General features: G+C 36.6%; 14 protein-coding genes. 1 reads left to right on the top strand and 13 read right to left on the bottom strand.

Features of this window, described 5'->3' with window-relative positions:
• Together ACNQGN_RS01385 and ACNQGN_RS01380 are read right to left on the bottom strand one after the other, a co-directional pair.
• A complete protein-coding gene (locus tag ACNQGN_RS01385) occupies positions 1-1,725 on the bottom strand; it encodes a tetratricopeptide repeat-containing sensor histidine kinase (RefSeq protein ID WP_417986088.1) in 1,725 nt (574 codons plus the stop codon).
• A 59-nt stretch (positions 1,726-1,784) separates the two neighbouring features.
• Positions 1,785-2,021, bottom strand: a complete 237-nt coding sequence (locus ACNQGN_RS01380) for a hypothetical protein (protein ID WP_417986087.1) — start codon at positions 2,019-2,021, stop codon at positions 1,785-1,787.
• A 337-nt stretch (positions 2,022-2,358) separates the two neighbouring features.
• On the opposite strand from ACNQGN_RS01380, the gene ACNQGN_RS01375 reads away from it, so the two are divergent.
• The gene (locus ACNQGN_RS01375) at positions 2,359-3,264 is read left to right on the top strand and encodes a hypothetical protein (protein ID WP_417986086.1); all 906 of its coding nucleotides are present in this window, start codon (positions 2,359-2,361) and stop codon (positions 3,262-3,264) included.
• A 425-nt stretch (positions 3,265-3,689) separates the two neighbouring features.
• On the opposite strand, the gene fbp is transcribed toward ACNQGN_RS01375, so the two are convergent.
• The 11 genes from fbp to ACNQGN_RS01320 form a co-directional block, all read right to left on the bottom strand.
• The gene (gene fbp / locus ACNQGN_RS01370) at positions 3,690-4,709 is read right to left on the bottom strand and encodes a class 1 fructose-bisphosphatase (RefSeq protein ID WP_417986085.1); all 1,020 of its coding nucleotides are present in this window, start codon (positions 4,707-4,709) and stop codon (positions 3,690-3,692) included.
• A gap of 104 nt (positions 4,710-4,813) precedes the next feature.
• The gene (locus tag ACNQGN_RS01365; protein ID WP_417986084.1) at positions 4,814-5,401 is read right to left on the bottom strand and encodes a LutC/YkgG family protein; all 588 of its coding nucleotides are present in this window, start codon (positions 5,399-5,401) and stop codon (positions 4,814-4,816) included.
• A complete protein-coding gene (locus ACNQGN_RS01360) occupies positions 5,394-6,788 on the bottom strand; it encodes a lactate utilization protein B (protein WP_417986083.1) in 1,395 nt (464 codons plus the stop codon). The genes ACNQGN_RS01365 and ACNQGN_RS01360 overlap by 8 nt, the downstream gene beginning before the upstream one ends.
• The gene (locus ACNQGN_RS01355) at positions 6,785-7,519 is read right to left on the bottom strand and encodes a (Fe-S)-binding protein (protein WP_417986082.1); all 735 of its coding nucleotides are present in this window, start codon (positions 7,517-7,519) and stop codon (positions 6,785-6,787) included. Before ACNQGN_RS01355 ends, ACNQGN_RS01360 begins: the two co-directional genes overlap by 4 nt.
• Position 7,520: 1 nt before the next feature.
• The gene (locus ACNQGN_RS01350) at positions 7,521-8,882 is read right to left on the bottom strand and encodes an FGGY-family carbohydrate kinase (RefSeq protein WP_417986081.1); all 1,362 of its coding nucleotides are present in this window, start codon (positions 8,880-8,882) and stop codon (positions 7,521-7,523) included.
• Between the two features lie 13 nt (positions 8,883-8,895).
• Positions 8,896-10,170 (bottom strand): sugar isomerase, encoded by a 1,275-nt coding sequence (locus ACNQGN_RS01345; RefSeq protein ID WP_417986080.1) that lies wholly within the window; start codon positions 10,168-10,170, stop codon positions 8,896-8,898.
• 285 nt (positions 10,171-10,455) lie between these two features.
• Positions 10,456-12,597, bottom strand: coding sequence for a bifunctional aldolase/short-chain dehydrogenase (locus tag ACNQGN_RS01340; protein ID WP_417986079.1), 2,142 nt, complete (start codon positions 12,595-12,597; stop codon positions 10,456-10,458).
• Between the two features lie 54 nt (positions 12,598-12,651).
• The gene (rhaT, locus tag ACNQGN_RS01335) at positions 12,652-13,704 is read right to left on the bottom strand and encodes an L-rhamnose/proton symporter RhaT (protein WP_417986078.1); all 1,053 of its coding nucleotides are present in this window, start codon (positions 13,702-13,704) and stop codon (positions 12,652-12,654) included.
• 228 nt (positions 13,705-13,932) lie between these two features.
• Positions 13,933-16,620, bottom strand: coding sequence for a family 78 glycoside hydrolase catalytic domain (locus ACNQGN_RS01330; RefSeq protein ID WP_417986077.1), 2,688 nt, complete (start codon positions 16,618-16,620; stop codon positions 13,933-13,935).
• Between the two features lie 42 nt (positions 16,621-16,662).
• Positions 16,663-17,658, bottom strand: coding sequence for an alpha/beta hydrolase (locus ACNQGN_RS01325; RefSeq protein ID WP_417986076.1), 996 nt, complete (start codon positions 17,656-17,658; stop codon positions 16,663-16,665).
• A 19-nt stretch (positions 17,659-17,677) separates the two neighbouring features.
• Positions 17,678-20,065 carry an alpha-L-rhamnosidase-related protein gene (locus ACNQGN_RS01320; RefSeq protein ID WP_417986075.1) on the bottom strand — a complete coding sequence of 796 codons (2,388 nt, stop codon included), beginning with the start codon at positions 20,063-20,065 and terminating at the stop codon, positions 17,678-17,680.
• Positions 20,066-20,098: the final 33 nt, after the last annotated feature.

The raw sequence follows: 20,098 nt of genomic DNA, 5'->3' as shown, positions 1-20,098 counted from the left end.
TTATGCCGGAAATGAAAAATAGACTTTAACTCCTTTATTAGGTACTGCGTCAAAAGTAGTTGTTCCCTGAATACTTGCAACACGGGTTTCTACATTCTTCAATCCACTTTTTGATATTTTTATATCTAAATCCATCCCTATTCCATTATCGGAATAGTTGACTTCTATGCTGTTTTTAGTTTTTTGAAAACGTATTAACACTAAACTGCATTGACTGTGTTTCTTCATATTAACCAATAACTCCTGTATTACACGATAAACTACAATCTTTTTATTCTCTTCTACCCTGTTCCAGTCAATGGCGTCACTATCCTTTAAAATCATATTTACCTGCTCACTTCGATATCCCTGAATCATTTCCTTTAAGGATTCAAAGAAATGTTCATTGGTCTCAATTGTGCTATTTTCTTTAGAAATATTTCGGGTGCGGATATAAAGATTATCCAAATTAGTAAGTAATATTTGCTTATTATTCCCTTCTGCCAAGTCTTTAGCTTCTGCAAAAGTCATAGTATTGAATACATCATTTGCTAATTCGTCGTGCACTTTTTTAGACAATCGTGTTTCTGCTTGATATGTTGCCTGAAGTTTTTCCTTTTTGTTTTTTTCTGTTAAATGATAATACGTAAAAAAAGCTGCAGTTATGAAAGCCAATAATATAAAACCTAATACTAATTTACTGTTTTTTTGTTTCTCCAATGATAAAGCACTTTCTGTCTCTTGGGTTCTAAGTTTTAAATTTTCTGCTCTATTTTGATCTACATCGTATTTAATTTTTGCGAATTGATTTTTAGCATTATTACGAACTTTAATAATGCTGTCATTGAGCCTTATGAACGAAATCGCATAATTATGTTTTCCATTTTTTAAATCGTTGTTAATCAAAAAAGATAAAGATTCCAGCCTCTCATCAATACTATGAATTGACATAGCGGTATGATACGCTGCCAGTGCATATCCATTAGCCTTTTTAGGGTCGCTTTTTAAAAAATATTCAGAAAGATGTAAATTGCTTCCTATAATACCAAAGGAATCATTTCTTCTTTCTCTGATAGCTAAGGCTTCTGTCATTAAATCTAAACCCTCCTGAATTCGATTTACTTTATAATACGAATAACCCAGATTATCCAATGCTCTCGATTTTGTCACAAAGACAGTATCCAAAACAGTTGATTTTAGAATAGATTCTAATATTTTTATGGAGGTACCAAACTCTTTTTTTTCAATATAAACGGATGCTTTATTATTTTCAATAGAAATTTGGGGTACAGTATCTTTCGTAGTTAGCTTAGCTTTCTCATAATAATATAAGGCATCATTATAATTATGAAGCGCTTTCGAAGAAATGCCTAATAAATTGTAAGCTGCGGCTTCATATATAGATTTTTTTGGGGCATAGGTTAGAGATTCTAAGGCGCTTTTCTCGCTTCCAAAATAATCTCCAGCAATTTGTTGTGTGCTTGCCATTTGAATTAAATTATAGACAACTCCTACGCTGTCTTTTTCTAACTCATATAGTATTCTGGAACGGTTATAATAATAAAAAGCACTATCAAATTTTTGACTAGTATAATACGAAATTCCTTTTTCTAAATATATTCTAGCCTGAAGCTTATTTTTATTCTCAATTGTATCCGTAGAAGTGCTAGTTTTTGTTTTTGAAGGATTATTACAAGAAAGGAGTGTGAATAAGAATAAAAAAATAAAAATCGGGGAACGTAACATATTTTGAACTTTCCCCGAAATTAGTGATTAATCTGTAATAAACCGAATTAATTCATGGATTACGGTTTTGGCGGTGGCGGTACTACGATAGGATCATCACCAGGCCCCTGAGGCAAATCAGGGATTGTCACGGTAATACTGTCATCTTCTCGTGAAAACAATTCATCCTTTTCTTGTGATAACACCAACTCTTTTTGGTTTTGAGTTGTGTTTTCCAGCCCTTCCGTATCTGCTGTACAGGATACGAACACTAAACCCGATACTGCAAATACCGCGATAAAAACATTTTTTTTCATTTTTTTAGAATTAAAAATTAGACATGACTATGGCTCTTCGAATTAGTAATTCGAATATCATTAAGGCCTTAGCATTGTATTTTGGTTCGGGAAGTGTAGTGAGCCGAAACAATACAGTATAAATTATACTTCCCGGATAATTATTCCGTACTGTCTCAACATCACTATAAGAACTAGTTTTGTACATTTACCTCTTATGCATGTCAAGGCAGTAACTAATTCTAAGGCAAAGAAATGGCTGTTTATATTGAATAGCACGACGGAATTCCGTCCCTTCCGAAGATTCTGAAAGATGCCGACGAATTCCGAAAAATTCTAATAAATTCCGATACAGATTATGGAAAAAAATTACAAAGAAGCTATAAAATCAAAATACGAAAAAGAAAAGACAGGTATCCATTCCAGTTTTTTAGTCAACCCTTCACCTGCACGATTAAGAATGTTATGTGAAATGATTTTTAAAGAAAATAAAAGCTCGGATGATCTTTATTCTTTTAATGCTTTTTTTGGGTTTGAATTTAATCCGGACAATATGGGCAAACTACGAAATCAAGTAGATCGGTTTAAACCTATCGGTTCTTTCTTAAAAGGGAAAACAGAATTAACCGATATTACCGCGGTCAATATGGCTGCAATTTTAGTCGATTTTAATCCCAGACCTATACAACGGTTTTTAAAAGAAACTAAGGCGACTATAGTTCTTACAGAAGAACAACCGGGATATTCTATTCTGGATACCGTTGGTTATACATCTCAAGAAGAAAGAAATGAGACCAGCCCCGCCAGAACAATTGCAATTTTTGACAATACAATCAAAGCAAAAGCTTCGCCATTAGCAATACTGGCACAAATACAAAACAAAACCATTTCAGTAAAACAAATCGGAAAAATACTAATGCTGCTACTGGTGTTTTTAGTGTCGGGATATGGAGTTAAGGAATTCATTTCTCCAAAAAAAGATTGTATACAGTGGCAAAATGATCATTATGAAGTAGTTGATTGTACAATTGCAGGAATTGGAGTACTGAATGAAATAAAACCCACCACAGCGGAAGAATTAAAATTAAAAAAAATAGAGGTAACCCTGCAAACTTCATTCTTTCAAAAAAACAAAGCGATAGTCTGGTATTGCAAGAACAACGGCAAACTGGAATATTTTAATACTGCAGGCTTTCATCCTGAAAATGGTAAACCATTAAAACCCATTTCTCAGTACATCATTGACAAGTATATTAAAAAGTAGTTTTATGGATAAGGTTTCTTCCTGATATACTATGCAATGAGGTCATTTTTCAAGACGAACAAATTCTCTGCACGCTATATCGAGAATTGAACTGGTCGCATCTGGGTATCAAGCATTATTTTAGGGGACTAGTATATTTATGCGAGGATCAAAATTAAGAGATACAAATCTAGAATTCAAACTTTAGTCCCAAGTATTATTCTTGATCCCATCTTTGTCTTATAATGTCTACGGAAGACCATTCAAAAAGAGCGTTGAATATACAGACATTACTAAAAGCAGAATAGCCCGAAAACATTGAGTTTACGGGCCATTATATTTTTTCTGATTATTATTTAGTTCGTTTCGCTTCTCTATAATAATCCTTGTTAAATCATAGAAATCCAATCATTTTTTTTTTGTACCGCGATTCAAGAGGACTTGTACTAGCGATCTTTCAGCGTTGCTTCATGTATAAATTCTTCAACTTTCTCCACCATATTAGCACTACCACAAAAGAAAGGAGTTCTCTCATGCAATGCTGTAGGCATAATTTCCATTATCCTGGAAACGCCGTCTGAGGCTTTGCCTCCCGCCTGCTCCGCTATAAATGCCATCGGATTGCATTCATACAACAGTCGTAATTTTCCTTTGGAGGCCTCAGAGCTCGTGGGATACATATAGATTCCGCCTTTAATCATATTTCTATGCATATCGGAAGCTAAACTCCCTATATACCTTGAGGTATAAGGTCTGTCCTCTTCTTCCAACTGGCAATATTTAATATAGTCTTTAACTCCTTGTGGAAAATGGACATAATTCCCCTCATTTACAGAATAAATGGAGCCATCAACCGGAAATTTCATCTTTGGATGTGACAGGTAAAAAGTCCCAATAGCAGGATTTAAAGTAAACCCATTTACACCGTGACCTGTAGTATAAATAATCATCGTTGATGTTCCATAAATCACATAACCCGCTGCAACCTGGTTGATTCCAGGCTGTAAAAAATCTTCTAATGTAACTGGCGTCCCTAAGGGAGAAATTCTTCTGTAAACAGAAAAAATAGTTCCAACTGAAACATTCACATCTATATTTGAAGAACCGTCTAAAGGATCCATCAAAACGACATATTTGTTATTATTGCTGTTGTCACTACCTTGTACGGTGATAAAATCATCATTTTCCTCTGATGCAATACCACATACAATTTCACGATTTATTAAGGTTTGAATAAAAGTTTCATTGGCGTAAACATCTAATTTTTGCTGGTCTTCACCTTGAATGTTTTTATCCCCTGCTGATCCAATAATATCAACTAGTCCCGCTTTGTTCACTTTATAACTGACTACTTTTGCAGCCAATCGGATAGAGTTGAAGATTCGGGATAATTCGCCTGACGAATATTGAAAATCTTTCTGGTTTTCAATAATAAATTCTCCTAAGGTTTTGTTGCTTTCTTCCATTATAAATTTTCACTAAAAGTTAATGTTTCTATTTTTTGAAATTCGTAATGCAAAAATTTATTCTACTTCCTTCCGACTCTAATTGGTACCTTGAAAAAAAAAACTTAATCCATAAGAAACACTGTTAACCCACGCGCTCCATGAGCACCTAAAACTAACGATTGTTCAATATCCGCAGTTTTTGAAGGTCCGGCTATAAAAGTCCCAAAACCATATTCTTGATTACCGATACGGTCATACGCCTGATGCATTGTAGCCACAATGTCTTTTTTATGGACTATAATTGCCAAATATTGAGGAATAAATGTAGAGACGCGTTGTCCCAATACATCATCTGTTACCCATAATGCTGAATTTTCAGCAACGCCAAAATGAGCTTTAACCAAAGTCAACTCTACATTTTCTAACGTATGCGGATCATCATTAAACCAGTCTGTCGTTGCTATTTCAGCAAGTTCCGGAAGGGTGGTAATCATCCTTTTTTCAGTAGCATAATTTTTTTTAACAAAGGCAATTACAGCTTCATAATCAGGAACTTCGACAAAGTCTCCGCCAATACCCTGTAAGACCTTTTTGTATTTATCCAATATCTCAAAAGCTTCCAGTCCTAATGTATTCAAATCAGGCAATTCACTGGTTCCTGTTGGTTGGTTTTGTTTTATTTTTTCTAAAATAGTGGCTCTGCTACTCATTTTGCTTGTCTTTAGATTCCTTTGCATTTTTCTTGTACCATTCTCTAAAGGATTCTTCAGGTGGTGCAGGCATTTCTCTTTGTTTGTACCAAGGATTAAGGCTGTTATTGACCAGAACTGGTATGTTTTTCATCACAAATCTTCCAGCTTTTCCAGCTAAATCAAAAACCATAGGATTTGCCAAAACGGTTGCCATTCCTTTCATTGCAACAGTTTTCCCTAGCGGAGAATGTCCTTCTTTTACCAATACCTGACGCCATTTATACAATTGATCGTGAATATCAATCTTTACAGGACAAACATTGGTACAGGAACCACAAAGGGTGCTGGCAAAAGGCAAATCAGCGTTTTTACTCATGTCGAGATTTGGCGCTAATATAGAACCAATAGGCCCCGCCACTGCATTATGATAACTGTGCCCTCCACTTCGTCTGTAAACAGGACAGGTATTCATACAGGCCCCACAACGGATGCACTTCAATGAATTTCTGAAATCTTCTCTGCCTAATTGGGTCGTTCTGCCATTATCGACAATAACAATATGCATTTCTTTCCCGTCTCTTGGTGTTTTAAAATGACTGGAAAAAGTGGTAATCGGTTGTCCCGTTGCACTTCTTGCCAATAATCGAAGGAAAACACTCAAGTGTTTGCGCTTGGGAATTATTTTTTCGAAACCCATACAGGCAATATGCACATCAGCAAGATGCACACCCATATCCGCATTACCTTCATTGGTACAAACTACAATTTCACCTGTTTCAGCAATGGCAAAATTGACTCCCGTCAAAGCCACTTTTCTGGTAAGGAAAGTATCTCTCAGATGCAATCTTGCTGCTTCCGTTAAATATTGTGGATCATTATTTCCTTTTTCTGTTCCAAGGTGTTCATGGAAAGTTTCACTTACATCTTCTTTTTTGAGGTGAATAGCAGGCAAAACAATATGACTTGGCGGTTCTTTTCTAAGCTGAACGATTCGTTCTCCTAAATCCGAATCAATTACATCAATTCCTTTCTCCGATAGATATTCATTCAAATGGCATTCCTCGGTAAGCATCGATTTAGACTTTACCATCTGCTTCACGCCATGCTTTTCCATTATAGAATGGACTATTTTATTGTGTTCATCGCCATCCGCTGCCCAATGAATAATAACTCCGTTCTTCTGGGCATTCGCTTCAAATTCAATTAAATAATCATGAATATTCGAAAGTACATTGTTTTTTATTTGTGAAGCTGTTTCTCTTAGCAATTCCCATCCCGGAATTTGAAAAGCTGCTTTATCTCGTTTTTCACGAACAAACCAAAGCGTTTCGTCATGCCAGTCCACTCGTTTAACATCTTTATTAAAAATCGCTGCGGCTTCGCTATGTTCTAAATTGTCTTTCATATCGAGTTTAATATTTCCGCTATGTGAATAATTTTAATAGGGCTTTTTTGTCTTTTCAAAATGCCTTCTAAATGCATTAAACAGGACATATCTCCTCCGGTAATGTATTCTACCTGATGGTCTGCATGGTCTTTTATGCGATCGACTCCCATTTTTACAGAAATCGCTTCTTCGGTTACACAAAAAGTACCTCCGAATCCACAACATTCATCTTTTCGATTGAGTGAAACCAGATCTATCCCTTTTATTTTACCTAATAACTGCTCCGGTTTAGAGAAAAATGGCGCATTCAACTCACTCATTTGTGAAAGCTTCAATCCACGTTGTCCATGGCAACTTTGATGCATCCCTACTTTGTGAGGGAAATTTCCGGGAATCATTTCGACTTTCAAAATATCAGTAATAAACTCGGTTAATTCGAAAACTCGTTTTCTCATCTGAGAAGCCAATGCTTCATTATTTTCATCATGCAAATGCTCTTTTACGTGCAATACACAACTTCCCGAAGGACAAACTATATAATCAAACTCCGCAAAATTGGCAATAAAATTAGTATCACAACCTTTCGTCAAATGGGCATATCCACTGTTAGCCATCGGTTGTCCACAACAGGTTTGCTTCATTGGAAAACGAACATCACAGCCTAATTTCTGCAATAATTCGTAGGTTGCAATTGCTACTTTGGGATAAAATTGGTCAACGTAACAGGGTATAAAAAGTCCAATTTTCATATTAATGTTTGTAAAATTTTAAATCAATCAAATCGTTTTGAATCGGTTTTGGATTCCAGTTTTTATGAATCGCCAAGGCAGCACCTAAAGCACTGGCTTGCGCCATAGAAGCGGCATAGACTTCCATTTTCGGAAAAGCTTCTGCCAGTAAATTCATAAAAATAGCGTTTTTACTAAAACCACCGTCAACAAATATTTTTTTAACCGGACTGTTATGAATCACTAATTGGGTCGAAAGTATTTGCTGTGCCATAATATCCAACATCAATTGATGATAAGCTATTTCGTAATTTTTGAAATCACTAAGATTTCTTTTTTCAAAAGGAGATTCTTTAAGAATTTCGTATTTATCACCCTTTGAAGAATAATATTTAAGGTTAATCTCTCTCAGCTTAGCAACGATATCTTTATTAAAAACTACCTCTTTATAAGTGTCCAACGGCACTCCAAAATGACTCGCTAACTTTTTGGTTTGTACCTCATGTTCATTACCTGCAAACAACCGAGCTGCCTTAACTGGCTTTTCTTTGTATTGCAAATAACACAAACAGTCGTATTTTAATTCTTCAAAAGTCAATGGTGTGTCATTGAACGGATTCATGGAAATGCTCCAGGTTCCGGTTGATAACAGAACGAAAGGTTCTGTAAAATTTATTGTATACGGAATAATCGCCGATGAGCTGTCATGTAATCCTACACCAACAGCAATACCGTTCGCTAATTTTATGACATCTTCCGCATAATGAATCGGCGGGATCTTCTCTGCTATATTTTCTTTTTTAATCCATTTGTGATACTTCATCTTCTTGAAATTCCAAAGATTGGTATGACAACCGATACTGGTGATATCTGCAAAATATTTCCCCGTTAAAAGAAAACTTAAATATTGCGGCAAGTGCAGACAATACTTCACTTTGGCAAATAATTCAGGCTTTTCTTCTTTCAGACGGTAAATCTGCATTCCGGAATTTAAACTTCCTAAAACAGGAGAAGCTGTTTTTAAAGCAAACTTTTCTTCTCCTTTGTATTTATCATAAAACTCCTTTTTCAGAGCTTCAGGATACGGTTTTAGATAATTATATAATGGTGTTAAAGTATTACCTTCTTCGTCGACATAAATAAAACTAGCTCCGTACGTACTAAAATTTATCGCTTTTAAAAAATACTCTTTTAATTCCTGCAGTTCCGACAACCTGTCTGCTATCCATTTTTTAAGTTCTGCAATATCTTCGCAAGGGAAACCATCCTCATCTGCTGTTTCAGCAAAATTTGCTGATCTTTCCCAGACAATTTGATAGTTTTCATTAAACAGAAAGACTTTTTTGTTTGTTTTTCCAATATCAAAAATCGCTACTACATTCATTTTTGATTGGTTTTTACAAGCCTGTCGCTACTGTTTTAAATCCTCTTTCAGTGATAAGCCCCTTTCTTACTGCAAGATCACGGTATAATCCAACCGGATTCAATGCAGCTCCAGAGCGCAAGCGTGCTTCGGCAACTAAGGCGCGAACATCCGTGCGGAATGCATTTTGCAAAATCTCTTGCGCGGTTACAACATCATTTTCATTTTGAGCAATTTCCAACGCTTTTCTGTCAACTGATAGTGCTTGTGCATAAGCAACCATAATAGCTTCTACCGATTGCAATAGATCTTCCATCGGATCTTTTACGTTATGAGAAGCATCAATCATCCAGCCCAGATCTTTGGCATGATTCATTCCTCTGGCATCCATTCCTTCTACCAATTCGTTGAAAATCAAGAATAATTGGTATGGTTTTAATGCACCAGCCGTTAAATCATCATCCCCATATTTCGAATCATTGAAGTGGAATCCACCTAATTTTTCTTCCATTAATAGTAAAGCTACAATTTGCTCAATATTAGCATTTGGAAGATGATGGCCTAAATCAACTAAAGTGAAGGCTTTGTCTCCTAATTTTTTTACATAAGAATACGATTGTCCCCAATCGGCTACTGTGGTAGAATAAAAGTTAGGTTCAGCACATTTGTATTCTAAATACATTTTCCAGTTGGATGGCAATGCAGCATAAATCTCTTCTAAACTTTCTAGTGTATTTTGATACGCTCTACGGAAATTCAATTGTCCCGGAAAGCAAGAACCGTCAGCAAGCCAAACCGTTAATGATTCAGAACCCAATGCAATACCCTGTTGAATTACTTCTATATTATGGGCAATAGCTTGTTTACGAACCGCTTTATTTACGTTTTGTAAAGAACCAAATTTATAAGAATGCGCCTGATCAGCCTGATCTTGAAATGTATTTGAATTTACTGCATCAAATTTTAAGTTGTGTTGTGCAGCTAGAACTTTAATGGCTTGATAGTCTGTCGGTATATCCCATGGAATATGTAGTGAAATGGCTCCAGAAGAATTGTTTAAAGCATGCAGCAAGCCTACATCTTCAATTTTTTCTTCCAAAGAACGTGGTTCTCCACCTCCTGGAAAACGACCAAAACGTGTTCCTCCTGTTCCTAAAGCCCATGATGGAATAGCAATCTGGAAATCAATTAATTTTTGGATAATAGTTTCGGTTTCAGCAATCTCTGATGCTGTGAAAACCAATTTATTTTTATGAGCCTTCAACAGGTCATCATTATGGGAAGCTATTTTGTATGATTCGATTAACATAATATTTTTTTATAAAGGTAAATAAAAACTTATTTTAAAGCAGCAGTTTTGGTGAATTCAGAATTTAGTTTTCTGCAATTTCACTCCGGTATTTTAACCATTTTGTATTGTATAAAATGCTCTGGCACAATAGACCCAGATGCATTTTTAATCAGTAAAGTAGTGAATCGTTTTCAAATTTAGGTAAATCTAACGTCCGTATTTCACGGACGTTAAAAAAACCAATCTAAAAACCAATTTAACCTAACATGTTAACCAGACATGTTATAAAACAAACATCTAAAATTATCTATAAAAGCCCATTGCTACTCCACCATCCACATTCAAGGCGTTTCCTGTCGACTTATTCAACAAGCCACCAACGAATGCAAAACAAGCATTAGCAATATCATCCGGCAATATAATTTCGTTCAATAACGTACGTTTCGCATAGTAAGCAGGCAATTCAGGCACTGTAATACCATATGCTTTGGCACGACCTTCAGCCCAACCACCTGACCAAATATTGGAATCAGAGATTACTGCATCCGGATTTACTGTATTTACGCGGATTTTATCACCACCTAATTCGGCAGCCATTAAACGCGTTAAGTGAGCCTGTGCTGCTTTTGCTGAACCGTAACCTGGGTTATTTGGTCCTGCAACTACTGCATTCTTAGACACTATGTTCACTAAATCTCCACCAAATCCTTGTTTGCGCATTACTTCTATTCCAGCTTTAGAAACAATAAATTGTCCTTTAACCAAGATATCATATAATTTATCCCAGTCTTCTAAACTGTGTTCTGCAATTGATTTTGAAATGCTGATCCCTGCATTATTTACTATAATATCTACTCCGCCAAAGGCCAGACAAGCAGCGTCTAATGCTTTCTCTGTACTCTTTTCATCCGTTACATTTAATAAGGCACTAGAAACTGCATCTTTACCAAAAGTTTTGATAAAATCACTTGTAGCTCCTTCCAAACGTTCCACATTGATATCATTGATAACAACACAAGCGCCTTCTTCTGCAAATCTTTTTGCAATAGCTTTACCTATTCCGCCTGCAGAACCGGTAATCAAAGCGATTCTACCTGACAACGCTTTTGGCTTTGCCATACGTTGTAATTTAGCCTCTTCCAATAACCAATATTCGATATCAAAAGCTTCCTGACGCGGCAATGAAGTATACTCTGAAACTGCCTCAGCACCTTTCATCACGTTTACCGCATTGATATAATATTCTGATGCTAAACGAGCCATTGTTTTGTCTTTTGCGAAAGTAAACATTCCCACTCCCGGATATAAAATCACCACAGGATTTGGATCACGCATCGCTGGCGAGTTTGATTTCTTACACGTATTGTAATACTCTGAATACATCGCACGATACGCTTCAAAAGCAGGAGCTAATTTTGCTTTAATCGCTTCTACATCTGATAAATCTTCATTTGGATCTAGTTCCAGCACCAAAGGACTGATTTTGGTACGTAAGAAATGGTCTGGACAAGAAGTTCCAAGCGGAGCCAATTTCTCTAAATCATTTGAATTGATAAATTCCAAAACTCTGGCGTCATCTGTATAATGACCAATCATTTTGCGCTCAGAAGAACAGAAACCACGTAATATTGGAGCTACCTTAGCTGCTTTTAACTGACGTGCTTCCACCTCAAGACTTTCTATTTTCTGACCTCCAAAAATGGGTCCTTTTTTACCGTAGTTGCTTTCCAGGTACTCAGCACATTTTTCAATTACTTCAAGTGTGTTTACATAACTTTCGTAAGAAGTGTCTCCCCAGGTAAACAAACCGTGAGAACCTAACATTACTCCTTTTAATTTTTTACCACGAGCTTCTGCTTCTTCAAGACAGGCACGCATTTGCAAGCCTAAGTCGAAACCTGGACGTTGCCATCCCACCCAACCGATTTCTCCGTTGAATAATTCTTCAGTGATTTTTGCTCCGTCTTTTGCTGCCGCGATAGCAATAGCTGCATCCGGATGCAAGTGATCGATATGTTTAAAGGGTAAGAAACCGTGTAAAGGCGTATCAATAGAAGGTGCTTTTGACGCTAAGTCAAAAATACAATGATTGAACAATTCCACCATCTCATCTTCAAATTCGATTCCTCTGTACACGTTCTCCAAATTGCGAAGTCTTTCTAAATAAAGTGCTGCACAACCTGATCTTGTTAAAGTTCCAATATCTCCTCCAGAACCTTTGATCCACATTACTTCAGAATCAGCTCCTGTTAATGGATCTTTATCCGTAATTTTCACAGAAGTGTTTCCACCGCCATAGTTCGTTAATCTTAAATCGGCTCCTAATAAATTAGAACGATATATAAAAAGTGCCACTTCATCTCCTGCTAATTCATTAGCTTTAGCATCATCCCAAAGGTAGCTTACGTGCTCAAAAGTCATGTTATTTGTATTTATATTTGACATAGTGTTTATATTAAAAGTTGTTATAAAAAAGTTTGAATGTGGATGTTATGAATGTTAAAGCGAATTTCCAATTCCTACCAAAAAGATGGAAGCCATGATCAGACCTATACCCCAAAGGAATGTTCTAAAAGTCCTTTTGGATACACCCGTCCATTCTTTTAAATAAAATCCCCAAAAATTTGCTGTTAAAATAATAGTTGCCATGTGTAAAATCCAAGAGCTGGCACCGTTACCGAGCTTACTTTCACCCATTCCATAAAAGAAGAATTGTAAAAACCACATCGTACCTGCAATGGCTGAGAAAAAAGTATTTTTAGCGATTGGAGTTGCACTGTTTGTATAATCTCCAAAAGTTTTATTTTTGAAATTCAGGTACATACACCAAATAAAATTGGTTGTAAGCCCTCCCCAAAGCAATACAATATAAGTCACGTTATTCTGGAATAAAGGATTAAATCCCTGTCTCACTGCTTCATCTGCCATAGGTTTCCCTGCTTCTATTCCAAAATTGAAAAATGAACTCAGAATCCCAGAAATGATAGCAATTATAAGTCCTTTGACTAAACTAAAATCTTTATCACTATTTTCCGGTTTGTCTTTAGCGAAATCAGCTTCTTTAAGCATCCCGGCTTTTCCGGAAATTGCAATACCAATAAGGCAAACCAAAACACCTAACAGAACGATTTGACCTCCAGTATTGGAAAGCATATCCGTAAAAGAAACTTTCCCTTCAACAGGATAAAAATTATAATAAATAGAAGGAACCAATGCGCCAAAGGCAGAACAAAAACCTAATGTAATTGAATTTCCTAATGACATTCCCAAATAGCGAACACCAAGACCGTAGGTAAGTCCTCCGATTCCCCAAATCAATCCCATAGAATACGTAACTGCTTTAACTGTTGGAATTGCCGCGCTAATAATTTCAGCAAAATTAGGTATGGTTAAATAAGCTGCAATTGGCGGAACTACCAACCAAGAGAAAAATCCACCTACTATCCAATAGCTTTCCCATGCCCATCCTTTTACCTTTTTGAAAGGCATATAAAAACTCCCTGAAGAGAAACCTCCAACTGAGTGAAAAAGAATTCCGAGTAATGATTCCATTTAATACTTAATTTATCGTTAATGATTCTGGTGTTGTAAAATAAGAGAATATCTAAATCAAAACTGTCCTACACAGTCCTTGTAAAAACAACTTTTTTTTACTTTTTTATGTTTTATTTGTTTTTTTGACAATTTAAAAAGAAGATTATTGCACTGCCTTATAGCTTTTTACAAGGCAATACAATAAGTACTGATTTTTTTTACGCTGGATTATAGATTATAAATCAATTACAATTCCATTTCAAAGTGGTACTTTCCGGAACCAACAGTTTTGCTTTTCACTTTTATTGCTGCTCCGTTTTCTTTCACTGTTTCTATTTTATCAGTAGGGAATTCAATAGTAGCATCGGTATTAGCCGGAATTTCTACATCAAGGATAAATTTGTTCTTTTCGATCTTCCAGGCAGAAGAAACCAAACCATAATTCGTTTCTAAACTTCCTTTAGCATACGTAAGATCTCCGCCAAGTTCAGGTTTGATGATTATCGATTTATAACCTGCTCCTTCCGCTTCTTTTGTGTCAATACCTGCAATAGTTCTATACATCCAATCTCCCACTGCGCCATACGCATAGTGATTAAAGGAAGTCATACTTGGGTCCTGAAAAGTACCGTCCGGTTTCATAGAGTCCCAACGTTCCCAGATTGTAGTGGCTCCATGTGCTTTGATTGGATACAACCAAGACGGATAGGTATCCTGTAGCAGCAATTTATAGGCCACGTCATTTCTGCCAAAACGAGTTAAAACCGGATTTAAAAAAGGTGTTCCTAAAAATCCTGTAGTCAAATGGTACTCATAACCTTCGATGTTTTTCACCAAACGCTCAACAGCTTGTGCTCTTAAATTTTCCGGTAACATATCAAATTGTAAAGCCAAAATATAGGCAGTTTGCGTTTCTGAAATTAACTTTCCTGATGCCGTCATATACTCTGTTTGAAAAGCTTTTCTAACGCGTTCCAAAAGGGATTGATATTCTTTTACTTCATCAGTTTTCCCTAATAAAGTTGCCGCTTTTATCATGATTTCTACATTGTAAGCGTAAAAACACTGGGCTACCAAATAGTTATCTGTTATCGCTGATTTCATACCGATCATTCCTTTGGAATCATCTACTCTATAACTCAACCAATCCGCAAACTGAAAACCAGTATTCCACAAATCGTTTTTGGCTGCACCACGCACATAATTTAAATAGGCTTTCATACTTGGATATTGTCTTTCCACAACTTCCTTGTCTCCATAGCTTACATACATATTATAAGGAATGATAATACTTGCATCGGACCATCCTGCAGCACCTACAGGCATATCAAAACCAGATCCTTTTAAAGCGTTAGGAATAACAAATGGCACCGCTCCATTTTCGTTCTGATCAGCTGCCACGTCAATCAGCCATTTGGCAAAAAACTGGTCTACATTAAAATTATAGGCTGCAGTTCGTGAAAACACCTCGGCATCACCCGTCCATCCCAAACGTTCATCACGCTGTGGACAATCTGTAGGTACATCCAGGAAATTACCTTTTTGACTCCATTGAATATTAGATTGCAATTTGTTTATATATGCATTTGAAGTTTCAAAAGAACCTGTTCTTTTAACATCTGAATACAAAGCAATAGCCGTAAAATTATCAGGATTTATTTTTCCTGTAATCCCTTCCACTTTTACATAGCGAAAACCAAAAGTCGTAAAATGAGGTTCAAACGTTTCAACTCCATTGCCCCTTAAAGTGTAAGTAGCTTGTGCTTTGGCCGAACGTAAGTTTTCAAAATAAGGAGTTCCTTTTTTGTCCAACATTTCCACATGCGATAGTTTGATTTGATCTCCGGCTTTTCCCTGAACGCTTACCTTTACCCAACCTGCCAAATTCTGACCAAAGTCCAGGATAGTTTCCCCTTTCGGAGAAGTCAGAACAGTTATTGGTTTTAAATTTTCATGTTTGCGAATCGGTTCATTGATGGCTGCCGTAATATAAGCTGTCGGAAAATCTTTCGCTACTGCAGCAGTCCATTTGCTATCGTCAAAATTAGCACTGCTGTAATTTTTTTGTTCTAAACGCGCATCCTGAATCTCTCCGTTATAAATTTCAGAATAGAGAATGTGACTATTACTGACTTTCCAAGAAGTGTCAGAAACAACTGTTTCGGTTGTTCCGTCAGCATATCTGATGACCATCTGGAAAAGCAATCCTGTTTCTTTTCCATAAATATTTTGCTTGTTTTCCCAGGCTAAACGCGTACGATACCAACCGCTCCCTACTAAAACTCCTATACCATTTTTTCCTTGTGAAAGTAAATCAGACACATCATACGTTTGGTATTGCAAGTGCTTATTGTAGCTGGTCCAACCCGGAGACAAGTAGGAATCTCCCATCCTTTTCCCGTTGATCTGTACATCATACAAGCCTCTTGAAGTCACATATACTTTGGCAGAAGCTATTTTTTTACTGGCCAAAAATGATTTTCTGAACATCGGTACAATACCATTCACCGTATCACTTTTTAAACCAGATCCAATCCAGGTTGCTTTCCATTCGTTCGAATTAAGCAAAGCAGTTCCAAACGATGCGGTTGCCCATTTAGAAGTCTTCCCCTGATTGTCCCAAACTCTTACCTGCCAGGTATATTTTGAATCCGATACTAATGGAGAACCTGCATAATTAGTAAAGATGGATGCTTCAGAAGCTACTTTTCCGGAAGCCCAAACGGTATTTTTGCCTTCTTTAACCTGAATTTCGTAAGCCGATTGCTTTACATTTCTTTTATTGGAAACTAATTTCCAACTAAAACGCGGTGTTTTAACTCCAATCCCAATTGGATTGGATAAATTTTCAACGGTAAGGTTGCGAAGTTCTGTTTGTCCAAAAGCAATCATAGTAAAGCAGGTGAACAGTAATAGCAAAATGGTTTTTTTCATTTTTTAATCGATTAGGTTAATCATTCTATTTATTATCTTTTATTATCTTTTATTAATCTTTAAAATCCAGGTCATACAACTGTCTATCCACGCTACAGCACTAGTTGGATTATCCATGCCGTACCCATGTCCTCCTTTTGCATAAAAGAAAGATTCAACCGGTACCTTATTTTTTTGTAAAGCAGCTATGAATACTAGTGAATTTTGCACCTTGACTGTATTGTCATCTACAGCGTGAGTAATAAATGTTGGTGGTGTATTGGTCGTTACTTGAAGTTCATTAGAATAGTCCTTTATTTTTTCCCCATTCACTGACAGACTTGCTAATTTTTGTTCTGATGTTTTCCAGTCACTCATAATTGCATTTAATGCTGCAGGAGACAATCCTTCTCCTATCAAATTATATCTCGAACCCAAATGTGTCAAACTATCCGCCATACTGATAACAGGATAATTTAAAACCATAAAATCAGGACGCAAACTGGTTTTTAGAGGATTGTCAATTAGCACTTTCTCATATTGTGTTCCCGCTGTAGCAGCCAAATGCCCTCCTGCCGAATTCCCTTCTATACCAATTTTATGAGGATTGATTCCCCATTGCTTAGCGTTCTCTCGTACGAGTTGTATCGCTCGTTGCGCATCCTGCAAAGGAACTATTTGTTTATTTTCAACATATAGCGCATTAGGCAATCGGTATTTTAAAACAAACCCTGCAATTCCTTTTTCATTTAATTTTTTGGCAATCTCATATCCTTCATGGTCAATTGCCAAACCAGTATAACCACCACCGGGACAAATAATAACCGCTATACCCGTAGCTTTACTTTTCTCCGGTAAATAAACAGTCAAATCCGGACTGGCTACCCTTAAAACAAAATGAATCGTTTTATTTCCCGATGAAAAAACTGCAGTGGTATCAGTCAGTCCTGGTATTTCTTTAGAATTAGGGGCTTTTCCATTGTAAAGCGGAATTACTTTTTGAGCATTAGCAATTGTAAAACTCAGTAACAAGACGAGAATTGCAGCTTGTTTTATCATTTTTTGTTTTATTATTTAATTACTGGGATATTTGATTTAAGCCTTCTTTTAGCGCTATCGTTTTAGCTTTCCACACCAGCGAACCTGTTATAGTTTTTGGTAATTCTATTTGAATTTTCCATTTTCCATTTTCTAATTTGTAATGTACCGAAATACTTCCTTTTGGATGGGGTATCGTTCCGCTGATGTCCGTCATCTGTCCTAAATGTGGCTCAATTTTAACCTTTGAAAAGCCTATGCCATCACTATCTACTCCTAAAATGGTGCGAAATATTTCGATATTTGGGCTGGAACCCCAAGCATGGCAATCAGAGCGGGTTTTGTCCACATCTGAAGTTTCGGCCCAAGTGGTAAGTCCCATTTGAATATTCTCTCGCCATTTATCCAACCATTTCATATAGTCGTCGCCATAGCCGGCTTTTATAAGCGCCTGATGCAAATAATATTTAAAATATATGGATGCGGGTGCTAAACTTTGATTTGTTAATAACTGTTTAGCAATTTCAATCTGTTCGCTCTGACTGGTTATTCCTGTCAATATTGCTAATGCGTTTGTATGCTGTGAAAACAAATCTTTTTCTTCTCGATCAGCAAACATTTTTTTCTCTTTGTCCCAATATTTTGCTCTGATAGTTTTCTTCAACATATCGATAGATTGCTGATATTGGATTGCCAAGGCAGGAATACCTAATTTATTCTCTAAATCAGCAGCTTCCTGAAATGCCCACAAAAGTTGCAAATCGAGCATGGCAGATGTTCCGTTAGCACTCATTGGGCCAATACCGTCCTTCCATTCTTTGGAACTGTCAACCCAATCGGTAAACATCCATTGTGGCACATTTTTCAATGAACCATCCGCTTGTTGGTATTTCTTAAAGTACTCTAATATCTGACGAACCCCACTCACTTTATCTTTTATAAAAGCTACATCGCTACCATACCTGCTATAGTCGTGCAAAATACCTATATACCATAATGAAAATGTAGGAATGTATTGGGGTGTATAGGACGGATGCCTACTTAATGTAACACCTTCAGGTTGTCTTGAAAAATCCATCAAATTGATCGCATTCTTTACCAAACGGTCATCACCACTATTGTAGAGCGATACTAAAGCTTGAATCCTGCCATCTCCAATGTACTGCAATTGTTCATAATAGGGACAATCCATATACGTTTCTGTAGCACATAGACGAGCAGTCCTCCAACCAATTTCCAAGATTTTATCCATCTCATTGTTTGTTGTAGCAATATTGGCGTTCATCTTAAACGGATACCCAGTGAAAGTACCATATATATCATTCAACGTGAGTGGTTCATTTTGTGTAACAATACTTAGTTCGATGAAGCGATAGGTACGGTAGGTAAGATTTGTGAATTTTTGAACGTTAGTACCGTCAGAAGTCAAACTGTCTTTACGACCTAAAAACTGTTTCCCCTGTGTTTCGTTTCTGTTTCCTTTAGATGGATATGTTGAGTACATTGACTCTGCATACGTTAATGTTATCGCTGCCTCTTTTCCACCACTAAATTCTAAATTCAGATACCCATTCGTCAAATACGTTTGATCTAATATTATTTTAACGGAAGATTTAGCAGGAATATTTATTTCATTTTTCTTTTCAGGAAAACCACTAGGTATTGAACAATTTCCTTCGACATTGACCACTTTCAATAATCGCTCCTCTTTCATCTCCATTTGCGGAATACTCGATGGTACAAGCATCCAACCACTTGTAGTACCAAAAGAACCTAATTGATTTTTAGGAGAACCTCTAAATAGTTGTTTGGCGTTTTGCCAGCTTGAATCATTATAGCCTTCACTTTCCCAAGATTTTGGGTGTAAAGCCATGTTACGAGCCTCTCCCGCACCAGCTACATAGTAAGTACGTACATCAAACTTAATCGGAGCATAGCTATTGTCTTTTTCACATTTCCAACTGTTGTTGGTATTCAGAATTGATTCTGCAGCAGTAGCACCTTGCAGTATAAAGCCCGTTCTAAATGAAATCTGTGCTTCGGGCTTCCACTCCCCTTCATTCCAAACTTGTGCTGCAACTGTATTTTTACCAGCCTTCAGATATCCGGCAATGTCAACCGTTTCAAAATTCCAATGACTCAGATCTCCACGCGCTGGTCCGATGGAAACCAATTTCCCATTTACAAAAAGTTTGTAACGGTTATCAGCCGAAATGTGAACAGTAAAGGAACTTGGTCTGGATGCTAATTCGACTGTTTTACGGAATAAATAAACACCATATCCATCCGCCGTAGCATTTGGTACGGTAACCCAAAATGCCTGCCATCTATTTTCTAAAATGGAAGGCGCTATCTTTTGGGCAAACGTGATTGTTGAAACCAACAATACGTGTAAACATAGTATGATTATGGCACTATTTTTTTTCATTTTTTTAAAGATTTAAGGAGAAGCAATTCTACA

The organism is Flavobacterium rhamnosi, from assembly GCF_048286515.1.
Taxonomy (GTDB): Bacteria; Bacteroidota; Bacteroidia; order Flavobacteriales; family Flavobacteriaceae; genus Flavobacterium.
The sequence above is the reverse complement of the archived record's forward strand: the minus strand, read 5'-3'. Positions and strand labels throughout refer to the sequence as shown.

Bases quoted from the DNA above. Each gene is read 5' to 3' on its own strand.
- rhaT (WP_417986078.1), bottom strand. From the start codon at position 13,704: ATGGAATCATTACTCGGAATTCTTTTTCACTCAGTTGGAGGTTTCTCT.
- ACNQGN_RS01365 (WP_417986084.1), bottom strand. From the start codon at position 5,401: ATGAGTAGCAGAGCCACTATTTTAGAAAAAATAAAACAAAACCAACCA.
- ACNQGN_RS01380 (WP_417986087.1), bottom strand. From the start codon at position 2,021: ATGAAAAAAAATGTTTTTATCGCGGTATTTGCAGTATCGGGTTTAGTG.
- ACNQGN_RS01330 (WP_417986077.1), bottom strand. From the start codon at position 16,620: ATGAAAAAAACCATTTTGCTATTACTGTTCACCTGCTTTACTATGATT.
- ACNQGN_RS01355 (WP_417986082.1), bottom strand. From the start codon at position 7,519: ATGAAAATTGGACTTTTTATACCCTGTTACGTTGACCAATTTTATCCC.
- ACNQGN_RS01325 (WP_417986076.1), bottom strand. From the start codon at position 17,658: ATGATAAAACAAGCTGCAATTCTCGTCTTGTTACTGAGTTTTACAATT.
- ACNQGN_RS01340 (WP_417986079.1), bottom strand. From the start codon at position 12,597: ATGTCAAATATAAATACAAATAACATGACTTTTGAGCACGTAAGCTAC.
- ACNQGN_RS01320 (WP_417986075.1), bottom strand. From the start codon at position 20,065: ATGAAAAAAAATAGTGCCATAATCATACTATGTTTACACGTATTGTTG.
- ACNQGN_RS01375 (WP_417986086.1), top strand. From the start codon at position 2,359: ATGGAAAAAAATTACAAAGAAGCTATAAAATCAAAATACGAAAAAGAA.
- ACNQGN_RS01385 (WP_417986088.1), bottom strand. From the start codon at position 1,725: ATGTTACGTTCCCCGATTTTTATTTTTTTATTCTTATTCACACTCCTT.
- ACNQGN_RS01345 (WP_417986080.1), bottom strand. From the start codon at position 10,170: ATGTTAATCGAATCATACAAAATAGCTTCCCATAATGATGACCTGTTG.
- fbp (WP_417986085.1), bottom strand. From the start codon at position 4,709: ATGGAAGAAAGCAACAAAACCTTAGGAGAATTTATTATTGAAAACCAG.
- ACNQGN_RS01360 (WP_417986083.1), bottom strand. From the start codon at position 6,788: ATGAAAGACAATTTAGAACATAGCGAAGCCGCAGCGATTTTTAATAAA.
- ACNQGN_RS01350 (WP_417986081.1), bottom strand. From the start codon at position 8,882: ATGAATGTAGTAGCGATTTTTGATATTGGAAAAACAAACAAAAAAGTC.